This is a genomic window from Pseudoalteromonas sp. SR44-5 (assembly GCF_014163675.1).
In the GTDB taxonomy this organism is placed as follows: domain Bacteria; phylum Pseudomonadota; class Gammaproteobacteria; order Enterobacterales; family Alteromonadaceae; genus Pseudoalteromonas; species Pseudoalteromonas rhizosphaerae.
In genome coordinates, this window is sequence record NZ_JACJDT010000007.1 from 1 (window position 1) to 14,600 (window position 14,600).

At 40.9% G+C, this 14,600-nt stretch carries 11 protein-coding genes; 10 read left to right on the forward strand and 1 reads right to left on the reverse strand.

Translation table 11 applies throughout. From position 1 onward, the window contains the following. Positions 1-195 precede the first annotated feature (195 nt). From H5154_RS05450 to H5154_RS05485, 8 genes are all read left to right on the forward strand, one after another. On the forward strand, positions 196-1,785 hold the full coding sequence (locus H5154_RS05450) for an alkaline phosphatase (protein ID WP_145238328.1): 1,590 nt from the start codon (positions 196-198) through the stop codon (positions 1,783-1,785). An 11-nt stretch (positions 1,786-1,796) separates the two neighbouring features. After that, positions 1,797-3,587 (forward strand): alkaline phosphatase, encoded by a 1,791-nt coding sequence (locus H5154_RS05455; protein ID WP_182717652.1) that lies wholly within the window; start codon positions 1,797-1,799, stop codon positions 3,585-3,587. Between the two features lie 120 nt (positions 3,588-3,707). Next, positions 3,708-4,418, forward strand: coding sequence for a hypothetical protein (locus H5154_RS05460; RefSeq protein WP_182717653.1), 711 nt, complete (start codon positions 3,708-3,710; stop codon positions 4,416-4,418). 273 nt (positions 4,419-4,691) lie between these two features. Then, positions 4,692-5,498 carry a VOC family protein gene (locus tag H5154_RS05465; RefSeq protein WP_145238336.1) on the forward strand — a complete coding sequence of 269 codons (807 nt, stop codon included), beginning with the start codon at positions 4,692-4,694 and terminating at the stop codon, positions 5,496-5,498. Positions 5,499-5,601: 103 nt separating this feature from the next. Beyond that, entirely contained in the window at positions 5,602-6,267 is a 666-nt protein-coding gene (locus H5154_RS05470) for an SDR family oxidoreductase (protein ID WP_182717654.1), read from the forward strand. Between the two features lie 127 nt (positions 6,268-6,394). Next, positions 6,395-6,757, forward strand: coding sequence for a hypothetical protein (locus H5154_RS05475; RefSeq protein WP_145238340.1), 363 nt, complete (start codon positions 6,395-6,397; stop codon positions 6,755-6,757). Positions 6,758-6,761: 4 nt separating this feature from the next. Beyond that, positions 6,762-9,095 (forward strand): fatty acid cis/trans isomerase, encoded by a 2,334-nt coding sequence (locus H5154_RS05480; RefSeq protein WP_182717655.1) that lies wholly within the window; start codon positions 6,762-6,764, stop codon positions 9,093-9,095. A 123-nt stretch (positions 9,096-9,218) separates the two neighbouring features. Further along, a complete protein-coding gene (locus H5154_RS05485) occupies positions 9,219-10,946 on the forward strand; it encodes a response regulator (protein ID WP_182717656.1) in 1,728 nt (575 codons plus the stop codon). A 5-nt stretch (positions 10,947-10,951) separates the two neighbouring features. Here H5154_RS05485 and H5154_RS05490 read toward each other — a convergent pair whose 3' ends face one another. After that, positions 10,952-11,569: a hypothetical protein gene (locus H5154_RS05490; protein ID WP_182717657.1), complete on the reverse strand. Its 618-nt coding sequence runs from the start codon at positions 11,567-11,569 to the stop codon at positions 10,952-10,954. Between the two features lie 145 nt (positions 11,570-11,714). Here H5154_RS05490 and modF point away from each other — a divergent pair, with 145 nt between their 5' ends. Together modF and H5154_RS05500 are read left to right on the forward strand one after the other, a co-directional pair. Next, entirely contained in the window at positions 11,715-13,157 is a 1,443-nt protein-coding gene (gene modF / locus H5154_RS05495; protein WP_182717658.1) for a molybdate ABC transporter ATP-binding protein ModF, read from the forward strand. Between the two features lie 506 nt (positions 13,158-13,663). Then, positions 13,664-14,446 carry an RES family NAD+ phosphorylase gene (locus H5154_RS05500; protein ID WP_220491332.1) on the forward strand — a complete coding sequence of 261 codons (783 nt, stop codon included), beginning with the start codon at positions 13,664-13,666 and terminating at the stop codon, positions 14,444-14,446. The last annotated feature ends 154 nt before the right edge of the window (positions 14,447-14,600 follow it).

Consider the following 14,600-nt stretch of genomic DNA (forward strand, 5'->3'; position numbering starts at 1 on the left):
CCGCTTACCGCTTACCGCTTACCGCTTACCGCTTACCGCTTACCCATCATAACGTTATGATATAACAAATAAAAACAATGTAACTTTTAATTTTTATGTAACATAAAGTCACTTTTTAAGTAACAAAACCTACCTAATATTATGCTCTCATTACTACAGACATTCTTGACCAAATCGTATCAATGGAACTTAAAAATGAAAATTAATAAAATTGCGACTGCAATTGGTTTAACACTGGCGTTGTCAGCGGGTGCTAATGCAGGTGTGTTACCTGATAACCAAATGAAAAGTGATTGGTATAGCGCTGCACAGGCTAAATTAACCTCTAAAGAAACGATGGCTAATGCAACACCAGCCACTAAAGCAAAGAACGTAATTCTATTTGTTGGTGATGGCATGGGTATATCAACCCTCACCGCAGCACGTATCCTTGCAGGCCAAAAACAAGGCGCTTTAGGAGAAGAGGGCTTTTTGAGCTTTGAAGAATTTCCGTATTCGGCACAAATAAAAACGTATAACGTCGATGCGCAAACACCGGATTCAGCAGGCACCATGACGGCTATTATCTCAGGTGTTAAAACGGATGTTGGTGTTATTGGTGTTAACGAAGACATTGAACGTGGCAAATGTGCAACTGTAGCAGGTAATGAATTAATTACAGCTACAGAGCTTGCAGAAATTAAAGGCCTAGCCACAGGTATTATTTCTACTGCACGGATCACCCACGCAACGCCAGCTGCAACGTATGCAAAATCAGCTGATCGTAATTGGGAAGACATTTCCGACATGCCTGCAGATGCAGTCACTGCAGGTTGTGAAGATATTGCGTCGCAATTAGTTAATTTCGAAAAAAATCTTGAAGCGCGCTTTGCGGGTGTTGATGTTGATGGTCTAGAAGTGGTGATGGGTGGCGGCCGTCGTCATTTCTTACCAAAAGATGCTGCATTTAACTCTAATGATGCTATGAGTGCAGTCGAAGGTGATCGTACTGATGAACGTGATTTAACAGCGCAATGGCAGCAAATGTATAGCGATGGTAAATACATTACTGATCAGGCCGGCTTTGACGCAATAAATGGCGATACCAAACGCGTATTTGGATTATTTAATGAATCGCATATGCAATATGAAGCGGATCGCAGTAATGATATTGCAGGTGAGCCTTCATTAACGCAAATGACGACTAAAGCGATTGATATCTTAAAGAATAATGAAAAAGGGTTTTTCCTAACGGTAGAATCGGGTCGTATCGATCACGCCCACCATGCCGGTAATGCTTACAACGCATTAAATGACACAATTGAATTTGCCAATGCGGTAAAAGCAGCAGTAGAAAATACCGATCCAAATGAAACACTTATTTTAGTCACTGCGGATCACAGCCATGTATTTACCATTGCTGGCTATCCAAAACGCGGTAACCCAATTTTGGGTCAAGTTGTAGCAGTAGGTCGCGATACTCCAACCCTTGCAGCTGACGGTATGCCTTATACCACAGTCGGTTACGCAAATGGCTTGGGCTTTAGAGATTTAGGTGATGAAACAGATGCAGACGCTTCATATTTAGCCGCAGCCGTTGCTGGGCGTGTTGAATTAAGTGGTGTTGATACCTTAACACCGGGCTTTCATCAAGAAGCAGCAGTCCCACTTAGCTCGGAAACTCATGCAGGTGAGGATATTTCATTGCATGCTAAGGGCCCTGGGGCACAGTTGGCACAAGGCGTTGTGGAGCAAAATGTTATTTTCCACATTATCAGTCAAGCGCTCGAACTAATAGAAGAATAATGGTGATTACAATGAAAAAACTTAACTTAATATCTCTTGCTGTGGTTGTTGCGTTAGCGGGTTGCTCTGATGATGACGATAAAATTGAGTCAATGACGGTTAAAAATACGCTTGCAGTTGGCTCTGAGCAATGTATCAATGGTGGCATTGAGACCCTAACAGGTGACGACAGCAATCAAAATGGTGAGCTGGATGCAGATGAAGTAACTACAACCACTGTAGTGTGTAACGATGCTGAAACTTCATTGAATCCACAACAGTTAGCGCCGCTTACTACCAATACTTGGTATAAAGAAGCACACACTAAATTAGCTAGTAGCCAAGATAATATTGCTAATATTGTTAAAGAGTCTGGCAAAGCGAAAAACGTCATTTTGTTTGTTGGCGACGGTATGGGGATTTCAACAGTAACAGCTGCGCGTATTTTAGCGGGTCAGTTACAGGGCAAAATGGGTGAAGAACATCAGTTAAGCTTTGAAACACTACCGTTTTCAGGGTTTGCTAAAACTTATAATGTTGATGCACAAACACCTGATTCTGCCGGTACGATGACAGCAATGGCATCAGGCGTAAAAACTGATGTCGGTGTTATTGGTATTGATGAAGCAGTGGTTAATGGTAATTGTTTGTCAGGTAAAGGCCATGAATTAGTAACGTCATTAGAGCTTGCGGAAATTGCAGGTAAATCAACGGGACTTATTTCAACGGCACGTATTACCCATGCCACACCAGCTGCAACGTATGCAAAAGCGGCAAACCGCAATTGGGAAGATGTTTCAGATATGCCTGAGTCGGAAGCGGCTAATTGTGAAGATATTGCATCGCAACTGGTTAACTTTGAAAAGAACTTAGAAGCGCGTTTTGCTGGGATCGATGTTGATGGTCTTGAAGTGGTAATGGGTGGCGGTCGTCGTCATTTCTTACCAAAAGACGCAGCATATAATTCAGCTGATGCAGTAAGCTCGGTAGAAGGCGATCGTACTGATGGCCGTGATTTAACTGCTGAATGGCAAGCTCAGTATCCAAATGGTCAATACGTAATGGATCAAGCAGGTTTTAATGCGATTGATGTGACTAATACTAAACATATTTTTGGCTTGTTTAATGAATCTCACATGCAATACGAAGCTGACCGTGGCAATGATATTGCGGGTGAACCATCGTTATCAGAGATGACAGCAAAAGCACTGGATGTATTGGATAACAACGAGAAAGGCTTTTTCTTGACGGTTGAAGCTGGACGAATTGACCATGCTCACCATGCGGGCAATGCCTATAACGCTTTAAGTGATACCATTGAGTTATCAAAAGCGGTGCAAGTGGCGCTTGATAAAACCAGCATTGAAGATACGCTGATTATTGTTACTGCCGATCACAGCCATGTATTTACTATCGCAGGCTACCCAAAACGCGGTAATCCAATTTTAGGTAAAGTGGTTGCCGTGGGTGAAACCGAGCCAACACTTGCTGCCGATAATATGCCATACACCACCGTAGGTTATGCTAATGGTGGCGGCTTTAGAGATTTAGGTCAGGAAACGGATGCTGAAGTAGGTTACGACTTTGCCCCAGTAACCGGTCGTGTTGATTTAACCGATGTGGATACGCAAAGTCCAGGTTTCCACCAAGAAGCACTTGTGCCGCTGTCATCTGAAACTCATGCTGGTGAAGATGTTGGTGTTTATGCAATTGGCCCTGGTGCGCATTTGGTAACAGGTACTAACGAGCAGAGCTTTATTTTTCACGTGATGGATTATGCAGCTGACTTAGTAAAACAAGCGGATGCTAAAGTTACAAATTAAGTAATTGTCATGTAATACGCTTTACTAAAGAGCAACCCAAAACTGAGTTGCTCTTTGTCATTAATCTGCAAAATAAACACATTACAGTGACCCACGGTATTAAATCGAAAAGAGAATCCAGTGAAAAAAATTATCCTATCTTTAGCGTTAATAAGTCCATTGGCCAGTGCCACGCAGTGTGCGTTGGACAGTCAATATGTGCAAGCAAGCTATCAGGTTGGTAAGCAAGTTGCGGGCAAAGCTGTGGCTGAATCTCAACAGTTTACATTATGGCGAACACCCCATCAGGTTGCAGAGCAAGGCCTTGAATTAGTTGAAGTGTGGCAACAGTTGAGTAATCAGCAAATTCGGCCAATTCGTTACTTTCAAACACCGCAGCGTGGTATTGAATATCAACCTTCAGATGTGCAAGGTCAGCAAGATTGGAGTACTAAATACCAATTAGTGAGTGATGATTTTATTGCCAAGATGACTTTAACCGATGAGCAAGGTGATGGCTGCGATAAAATACAGCATTATCAATTAGTGCAAGGTGATACTACGATTGAGCTTGCATGGTTGGTAAATCAAAAGCTGGTAAGCGCAATGAGTATTGCTAAACCGCAACTTACTCAAACATTAACGTTGGGCACTGTGGACTTTAAAAAAGCTCAGATACAGCAGCAATTTGCCCTGTGGGATGCTTATCAAACGACTGACTATGCAGATATTGGTGATAACGAAGGCGACCCATTTTTAGCCAAAATGATTAACTTAGGATTTATCGAGCATGGTGCGTCTGGCTTTTATGATGCTAATGGTAAAGCGCTTGGTGGTGGGCACAGCCACTAAAAAGGGCCGGTGAATGCTCTTTTAAAGTCTCGATTTGGATGTTAAAAGGCCAAATTTCAGCTTTATAAATTAGCATGTGGCCAGTGCCCGCAAAAGTATCGATTCGTTTAACCGTAATAAGTGATATTACACTATCGCAGCTGTATTTAGGCCGGGTTCAAATCATTCGTTGTTTGTTTTGCTATAAAGATCACCTTACGATACAAATAAAATTGGCTAAAATGGCTTTCCTCTTTTAACTTTAGTAGATGTACTATTTAAGGAGATTGAATCGTGAGTGACACACAAAGTAATCACCCCCACGGGGTTTTCTGTTGGTCAGAGTTATGTACATCTAACTGGAAAAGCGGCAAAGCTTTTTACACTGAGTTATTTGCTTGGGGGGCTGATGATCAACCCATTGGTGATGGTCTTTATTACACTATGTTACAAAAGCAAGGTGATGATATTGCTGCCATGTATCAAATGCCGAACGAACAAAAAAACGCAGCGACATCAAGTCATTGGTTAGCCTATATTGCAGTAGATAATATTGATGAAGTAGCTGAAAAAGCCAAACAATTAGGTGCTGATATTATCGCCGGTCCTCATGATGTAATGGACGCGGGTCGCATGGTGTTGCTAAATGAGCCTGGTGGTGCATTATTTGCCTTATGGCAAGGTAATCAGCATAAAGGTTGCAAACGTTTAGGTGAACTTAATACTCCCTATTGGCATGAACTGGCAACCCGCAACAGTGCTGCAAGCCGTGAGTTTTATTGCCAGTTATTGGGTTGGCAGAGCGTTGAAAAACCTATGCAAGGAATGAGCTACACATTATTCACTGTTGCTGACCAACCCGTTGCAGGGATGATTGAGATGACCGATGAATGGCCTGCAGAAATTCCTGCTCACTGGATGATTTATTTTGCTGTCGATGATTGTGATAACTATGTCGCAACGGCTCAGCAACTTGGCGGTGAAGTGTGTGTGGCACCAACCGATATTCCCGAGGTGGGCCGCTTTAGTGTGATCACCGATCCACAAGGCGCAGTGTTTTCAATTATGACCTCCGCTATGAATGATGTGAAATGTAACTAGTTATGCTTAATTTAATTAACTAAAAAAGCACTTAGGTGCTTTTTTTATTTTTGTTTGCCCCAAGCTCTCAGTTATAGAGTGTATATAGAATGGGAGTAAAAGTATGACAAAGCATGTGGTAATTACAGGCGCTAATCGTGGCATCGGCCTTAATTTATGTCAGCAATATTTAGCAAAGGGTTACCAGGTTACGGCCGTGGTGCGTACTCCAAGCGATGAACTTAAAGAATTAGATGTGACAGTGATCAGCAATATCGATGTTGCCAATGCAGCAGATATCGAAACACTTGAAAACCAGTTACATGGGCATAAGATAGATCTGCTTATTAACAATGCCGGTATTTTCCATAATGAAAGTATGGCAGAGATGGATTTTGATACCATTAATCAACAGATAGCCATCAATGCTGTAGCACCAATTCGAGTTACCCATGCGTTAATACACTGCTTAGGTATTGACGCTAAAGTTGCCATGATCAGCAGTCGCTTAGGGTCGATTGCTGATAATGACTCAGGTGGTTATATTGGTTATCGTATGTCAAAGGCTGCACTTAACGCGGCATCAGTCAGTTTAGCTCATGAGCTAAAAAGCAAAAAAATTGCGGTTGGTTTATTTCATCCGGGCTTTGTGCAAACACAAATGGTTAATTATGCCGGAGACATTTCGCCTGAATTATCTGCAGAGCTTTTAGCACAACGTATTGATGAACTAAACCTAAGCAATAGTGGTGGTTTTTGGCATTCAAATGGTGAAACCCTACCTTGGTAAATAATATTTAATGTAGGTTATCTTTAATAGCTAAACAGGCTGTAAATCAGCAGTCAGTTTAGCTAAATTTAATTAATTTTTGCTATAATACTGTCATATTAACGATTTTAGTATTTGAGAGCAGCACATGGAATTAGAGCAAGATAGTAGTTTAACACTTCCGTTATTTCTTTTTGATGAGACCTTAAATGAGCGAGATTTATCGACCCCTGATCTCTCAATAAGCGTACTTTTAGATGACGACTTACTGACCCAGCTTTGTCAAAATCCAGCACCGGATAGCAGCATTGCTATTACTATTTCAGATTATATTGTAGAAGCCCATAACCCGGCGTTTGCAGACTTAGCAAGCAATGCACATCAAGCACAGCTAACTTTAACGCGTGGACCATTATTGAGCGCAGTACTCGATACCCAATCAGAGCAAACATTTGTGTCCCCACAAATGGATATGATGCCGACGTTTGACTTGGGCGATGAGGACGAATAATTCGATGAGAAAGTCTTTTTTGCTGAGTGCACTAATTGTTGTGCTCAGTGGCTGCGCTTATTTAGGTGCCGCTCATTACAATGAGCTATTCGGGCCAGAGCAAACACAGCAGCGTATGGTTGAACATAACTCAGGTAGCGGTGCTGAGTTTTTACAGCATGTACAACCTGTGCTCGAGAGTCGTTGTGTGGTTTGTCATGGCTGCTATGATGCACCATGCCAACTGAAACTTTCATCTCCAGAAGGAATTGACCGCGGCCTAAGTAAGGAACGTGTTTACAATGGTACTCGTTTATTAGCATCGACTCCCAGCCGCTTACTTTTTGATGCAACGAATACTAGCCAGTGGCGTGATAAAGACTTTACCCCAGTATTGAATGAACGAGCGCAAACAGAGCAAGCAAATCTTGCCGGTAGCGTGTTGTACAACAGTTTAGTGTTAAAAATGAGCTCACCGCTACCAAATGATGAGATCTTAGGTGATGAGTTTGATTTTTCTTTAGATCGCTCGCAAAGCTGCGCCACTATAGGAGAATTTGACAGCCTTGCCAACAGCCTACCTCATTCCGGGATGCCATATGGATTACCTGGTATTTCGCGTACTGAATTTAAGCACCTTGAAAAGTGGCTTAAAGAGGGCGGTAAAATGGCGCATATTAAACCGCCAAGCACAGCTGCTTTAGCTCAAGCACAACGCTGGGAGAGCTTTTTAAATCAAGACGGTTTAAAGTATCAATTAACAGCACGTTATGTGTTTGAACATTGGTATTTAGCGCATATTTATTTTGCTCAAGATGATGAAAAAAGCTTTTTTAAATTGGTGCGTTCGAGTACACCACCAGGGCAGGACATTGAGTTAATAAATACCCGCCGCCCTTACGATGATCCTAAAGTGGAACGTGTGTATTATCGCTTAATGCATGACCGTTCGACTATTTTGGCAAAAACTCATTTACCACTGGCACTGAATGACAGTAAATTAGCGCGCTTGTACAGCCAGTTTATTGCGCCAGATTATCACGTTGACAGCATGCCAAGTTACTTGCCAGAAATAGCATCCAACCCATTTAAAGTGTTTGCCGCCATGCCGGTTAAATCTAAATATCAATTTATGTTAGATGAAGCTGAATTAATCATTATGGGCTTTATTAAAGGGCCTGTTTGTCGTGGTCAAATAGCGTTAAATGTTATTAATGATCATTTTTGGGTGGCATTTGCTGATCCAGCTAAAGCGGCAACGCCAGAAGTGGGTGAAATGCTGCTACAACATGAAGATGCCTTGGCATTGCCAGCGGCTGAAGAAAGCAACGCTTTACCTATTTCTAGCTGGGTCAAATATGCCAAACGTCAGAATACTTACCTTAAAGCCAAGGCAACGTTGGCAAATAGCATGTTCAAAAATGGTGAAAATCTAACCACAGACCTATTATGGCGTGGTGACGAGGTGAATGATAATGCTGCTCTGACTATTTTCCGCCATTTTGATAGTGCGACTGTGGTTAAAGGTTTTATTGGCCAAGAGCCAAAAACCATGTGGGTATTAGATTACGCACTGTTTGAGCGGATACATTATTTATTAGTTGCCGGGTTTGATGTCTACGGTAATGTTGGCCATCAGTTGATCACTCGTTTATACATGGATTTTTTGCGTCTAGAAGGCGAGCAAAACTTTTTAGCACTGTTACCTAAGCCTCAGCGTAAAGAGTTAAAAGCAAACTGGTATCGTAAAGCACCACCGAGTTTAACTAATTTCTTTGAAAGTGGTGATGAGTTTAGTCAGCCAACTGGTATTGACTACAAAACACAGGATCAACAACACGAGTTATATGGCTTAATTAAACAAACGCTAAAACCGGTGTTAAGTCCGCGCTTTGATTACACACAAGTACCAGAGCCGTTACAGCAGTTAAATAATATGCCTGCAAAAGCAATTAATTTACTGCCGCAAATCTCGTTTATATTAGTGAAAGACGGTGCTGCAGAGCATCAAGCGTATACCATGATCCATCACAATGCCCATTATAATATTTCTAGTTTATTGAACGAGGAAGGGCAGCGCGCTTATGCAGAAGATACCGTCACCATTGTGCCTGGTTTCATTGGTGATTACCCTGAAACAATTTGGTATTTGAATAATCCACAACAACTTGCATCATTTGCCGAGCAACTACCATTGATGCAAATAGAAGCCGATTACAGAGCATTAAAGAGTCAGTTTGCAATTCGCCGAACACATCCGCAATTTTGGCAATACAGTGATATTTTGCACAAAGTTGCCAAACAATACGGTGGTGTTGAATACGGTTTGTTTGATTATAATCGTTTAGAAAATCGGTAATTATTAAACCAAAACTGATAAACCCCGCATTTAAGCGGGGTTTATTTTTTTAATAATATCATTGCGTAAAGTGTCACTTTATCCCCTTTGGTCTACACTTATTAAAAAATAATAGGGCCTATTATGATTCAAATTATTGCTAATATTCGGTCGCGCTATCGTTGGGCGTTATTAGCGATAGCGATTCTCTCGAGCGCGAGTGCTTTGCTTATTCAGTTTATGTTTTTTGTGCAAAAAGACGATGCTCATATTATCAATGTTGCAGGTAAGCAGCGGATGTTGTCACAAAAAATCGCTTGGCATAGTAATGCCATGGTTACTGAGATTGGTAGCAATATTAAATTACATCGTAATGTATTAGCTAAAGCGAGCGCAGAGTTTAGAGCAGGGCATGAATTTTTAGTGCAACAGCATTCTAATGGCGATTATTTATATTTAGACGACGAGTTGGTTGCTTATTATTTTTCGTCACCGATTAATCTTGCGCAAACGTCGCTAGCGTATTTGGCTAAAGTGCAGCAACTGTTAAATGATCCTAGTGTAAGCAAAGTAGAAAAGCGATTTACAGTTGCAGAGGTTGAACGCTTGCTCAAGGAGCTTGATGGTGCAGTCTCGCTATTTGAACAACAAGCAAAGTTCAAAACCCGAGTGCTGTCCAACCTAGAGCTGGCTTTTTGGCTATTAACTTTAGTGTTGCTATTCATTGAGCTGAAATTTATATTTCAGCCTATGGAGCTGCAAATTATCGCTGCGATTAATAAATACCAACAACAAAAGTTGCGAGCAGAGCAGATAAGCACTTATAAAGAGCGCTTTATCGCACGGGCAAGTCATGAATTTAGAACACCGCTACAAGGGCTGATAGACTCGATTGAGCAACTTCAGCTATCAGAATCTCAGCAAGCATTGCAAAAACAAGCAAAATATTGTGCCAGCAGGATTGTAAGTATGCTGGATGAGTTACATGAACTACAGCAGTTTAATACTGGGCAATGGCAGTTAAAATTTATCAAGCGTAATTTAATAACCACGCTTGAGTCGGCTATTACACCTTTTCAGTTTGCCTGTGATAACAAACAGTTAAAGTTTGAAGTAAAACTCAGTCCTGAGTTAGATCGCTATACAGAGTTTGATCATTTACGATTGCAGCAAATCATTACCGAGCTACTTAGTAATGCCATTAAATTTACTAGCACTGGGCAGGTTTCAATATCCGTTAGTTACCAAGATGATCATATTAAAATAGTGGTCGCTGATAGCGGCGTTGGTTTTGCTCAATGCTATCCATATTTAAATCATCATAGTATAGAACAGAGCAATGACTTTCAGGGCTTACAAACCGGTTTGGCACGTGTGCAACATATTGTCAGTGCTATGCAAGGCGGCGTTGAGTTTAAAGATGTCATACCGCATGGTGCACAGATTAAGATCCGTTTGCCATTATCTAAAGCTGCACTAATAACGAATCAAGGCAACTTACCCGCACAACTGCATTGCTTAATTGTGGAAGACAATTTATTAAACGCGACAATTTTATCGCGAATTTTAACCGAGCTTAATTACACGGTTGAAGTGGCTGAAAACGGTTTAATAGCAACACAAAAAATCGCGGAGAGTGAGTTTAATGTAATTTTTATGGATTTGAACATGCCGGTTATGGATGGCTTTCAAGCGATAGATATCATTCGCCAAGAATTAAATTCAACGGTTCCGATCATTGTGATCACCGCCAACACTGCGCCAAGTGATTTAGAGCGAACTTATGAACTTGGCTCTAATGTACATGTTTATAAACCATTTTCGGTTGCGGATATTAAAAAAGCCCTCATGAATGTATTTAACGAGGGCTGATAGTTTTAGTGGCTGATTTTTATATCACCTACACCGACTTTAACGTTAATGCGGTATTGGCCGTCACCGTTATATTTACTAGTTGAGGTGACCAGCTTACGGCTATGTTTAGCATCATTTTTCATGCCTGCTATTTTGGTGTCGCCAACACCGCTATCTAAGGTGATCGTTTGATAGTCAGCTAACGCACTGCTGATCCGTACTGCGCCCACACCGACATCGATGCTGGCAGTGTTAGCAAAATTGTTTACTTCAATATCGCCCACACCTAGCTCTAAATCTATCGCCATGGTTGTTGGTATACTTACCAGCCAGCTTTGTTGCACATCGTCATTATCAATCGAGAGGCTCAGCTTATCGCTACTTTGTTGATTTTTTAAAGTGATATCTTCAAGTGCAACATCATCACTAAACCAATTATCATTTTTCGCTTTTAGCTCAATCGACACGGTTACTTGGTTACCTTGATGGGTGCTAAGTTCAAGGCTGCCAACGGGCACGTTGATCGCCAATGCCTGCTTGGCAGTGACATCAAAGGTCTGTTCAATTTTTTGCTCAGCATGAGCAGCTAAACTACTGGTTAATAAGATTACGGCTAAACTAGAGATACTAAGTGTATTCATTATTTTTACTCGTTGTTAATGGCTTTATAGATTAGACGTTAGCAGATTTAAAAAGGTTTAAACCGCGTGAATTTTATTCTATAGCCATGCTAATAAAAGTCATGTATTTTCAAACTAATTAATTTAAAAGCTAAAAAGGATCGCTGTGCAGTCAATTAAACTCAATAATGTGACGGCTAACCTTGGTACCAATGAACGCGAAAGTTTTCTCGTAAGTAAGCTAACTTGGCAGGTTGAGAGCGCTCAGCATTGGGTGCTGCTTGGCGGTAACGGAGCAGGAAAATCAGCCATAACAGCAGTATTACTCGATCAAGCTAATATTGTCAGTGGTACACGAAGTTGTGATTTTAAGCGTACAGAAATAGTCTCTTCAGATCTGCAAAAGCAATTGATTACCGCTGAGTTATTAGCTGATCAAGACGACATCACCGATGGTAAAACTAGCCCTAAATTGGTGTCAGAGCTGATTTATCAGCAATCAAGCCAATGTTTTGATCAACAGCTATGCCAGCAGTTAATTACAGGGTTTGCTTTTGAGACATTGCTTAAGCAACGTTTGCGCGCACTCTCAACCGGGGAAACACGTAAACTAATGTTAATTAAAGCACTGAGTAATCGGCCCGAACTGATTGTGCTTGATGAACCGTTTGACGGTTTGGATGTACAAAGCGTTGAGCTATTACGTAGCGTATTAATCGAACTAAGTGCCAGCATTACCATGGTCTTTGTGGTTAATCGGTTAGATGAAATCCCCGTATTTATTACGCATTATGGTTATGTGAAAAATGGCGAATTACAACAGCAACTAGCAACTCCTGACCTTAAGCAGCGCGATGATTTATTTAAATTATTACACCTACAACAAACTGATTTAACGATTCCTAGCAAAGACGTGGCACACAGTGCCCCAGAGTTTAATGAGCCTGAGTTAGTAAGATTGCGAAATGCTATGGTCAGTTACAGTGGCAAGGTTATTTTTAGCCACTTAAATTGGACAATCAAAGCACGACAGCATTGGCAGCTCAGTGGTCAAAACGGCTCCGGCAAAACCTGCCTGCTTAACTTAATCACTGGCGATAATCCGCAGTGTTATAACAATGATATTAAAGTGTTTGGCTATCAACGCGGCAGTGGTGAGAGTATTTGGCAAATTAAGCAGCATATTGGCTATATTTCGAATGCTTTGCATATGGAATATCGGGTTAGTATTTCGGCGCTCAATACCATAGTGTCAGGCTTTTACGACAGCATTGGCTTGTATCAAAAGCCAACTCAAATTCAGCTTGATATCGCCATACAATGGTTAGCATTATTAGGTTTGAGTGAGTTAAAAAACACCCCATTTACACAACTGTCTTTTGGTGACCAACGCATGCTATTGATTGCCCGCGCTATGGTAAAACACCCTACATTACTGATTTTAGACGAGCCATGTTTGGGGCTTGATGAAGCCAATCGGCAGCGTGTTTTACTGTTAATCGAAAAAATATGCGCTGCCGGCAGTAGCACAGTGATTTATGTCAATCATCATGCGAAAGATAAAATTACCGGGATAGAGCACTATTTAGATATGGCAGATTTTAGGTAAGGAAAAGGTTCTAGGTTTTAGAGGCCAGGCGCTAGGAAAAACCAGAGCAGCTCGGGGTTAAGTTTATCGCCGTAGGTTGTGGTTGAGTAAAACGAAACCCAACAGACACTCTTGCGAAGTAACGCCTTGATATTAAGCACCAGATAAATGCATAATTCTGCATCAAGAGGTGGTTTGGGTATATGGATAGCAAACAGTTACATAATTTGTTATTAATGAGTAATGTAAATAAGAGAACGCGCCTTTTGTATAAAAGAGGAACGTGCTCTTTGATTAAATTTTTATATGACAAGGATAGCTCAATGGAAGTAGCAGCTCAGGTTACATTTATCAAAATTGATAGACCATCTCATGCATTCATGCATTCAGGTATTTTGGTGATAATTGCTGGCCAAGAATATAATATTCACCTGATTTAGATGCTAGTAGTAGAATAATTTTGTGGAAGAACGTCACAAAACTGCTTGTTGTAAGTGTTATGTGTTACTACAAACTAAGGAGTATGAATGAGCTTCAAATCTTGGTTAAGCTATTCTGACTTTTCTAAAAAAGCGTGCTCTAAGTTGCACTACACTTTAGATCATGAGTCGAGTGAATTTCTAAATTCAATTAATGACACTTGTAATGACAGGATTAAAACCTTGAAATCTGGTTCTGTGGTATGGCGTGCACAAACTGGATGCGATAAGGAAAAGGCTACTGATAGTGCAGAACAAGAGTTCCATGTTGATAAGCGTATTCCTTATTCATTCAAGCGAATGAAACCCTTGAGCAATAGCCCCTCAGAGGGGAGAGCGAACTTAAAAGGGAACCCTTGTTTATATGTAGCAGCAGATGCAGAAACTGCGGTACACGAAGTGAGGCCTTGGCCTGGATTACCCGTAACAATCGCTAAATTGCATTTGACAAAGGATATGAAGTTGATAGATTTTTCGGAGACTGCTGAGGCCGAGCAGTACCCATATTTTTACATCGACGAACCTTCTATTGAGCAGAAAATTGACGCTGTGTGGGCTGCGATGGATATTGCTTTTTCTTGGCCTGTAACGGAATCTAATTCCAAATCAGAATATGCGCCGACGCAAATAATATCAGAGTTTATTAAATCGAAAGGGTATGACGGGATTATTTATAAAAGCTCTTTAACTAAAGGGCATAATTATGTCCTTTTTAATTTAAATGATGCGGCAGTTGTTCAGTGTGACTTGTTTGTCGTATCTAAGGTTAAATATGACTTCGAGAGGTTGGATGAAAGCTCATCTTTGACAGCGGAGCGTGGCAACACATAACACATATGAGCCTTAACTCTGGCAATAGTGTTCTTTTTGACTGTTTTTATATAGTGATGGTCAATTCTAAATCAATAAACAAATTCGTTTACTTCCTCTAAAGTGCAGGCCTCTTAACCTTATTGTGAATAATTCACTAATTTTTTTGCACAAA

Bases quoted from the DNA above. Each gene is read 5' to 3' on its own strand.
- H5154_RS05500 (WP_220491332.1), top strand. From the start codon at position 13,664: ATGAGCTTCAAATCTTGGTTAAGCTATTCTGACTTTTCTAAAAAAGCG.
- H5154_RS05470 (WP_182717654.1), top strand. From the start codon at position 5,602: ATGACAAAGCATGTGGTAATTACAGGCGCTAATCGTGGCATCGGCCTT.
- H5154_RS05490 (WP_182717657.1), bottom strand. From the start codon at position 11,569: ATGAATACACTTAGTATCTCTAGTTTAGCCGTAATCTTATTAACCAGT.
- H5154_RS05480 (WP_182717655.1), top strand. From the start codon at position 6,762: ATGAGAAAGTCTTTTTTGCTGAGTGCACTAATTGTTGTGCTCAGTGGC.
- H5154_RS05455 (WP_182717652.1), top strand. From the start codon at position 1,797: ATGAAAAAACTTAACTTAATATCTCTTGCTGTGGTTGTTGCGTTAGCG.
- H5154_RS05475 (WP_145238340.1), top strand. From the start codon at position 6,395: ATGGAATTAGAGCAAGATAGTAGTTTAACACTTCCGTTATTTCTTTTT.
- H5154_RS05485 (WP_182717656.1), top strand. From the start codon at position 9,219: ATGATTCAAATTATTGCTAATATTCGGTCGCGCTATCGTTGGGCGTTA.
- H5154_RS05450 (WP_145238328.1), top strand. From the start codon at position 196: ATGAAAATTAATAAAATTGCGACTGCAATTGGTTTAACACTGGCGTTG.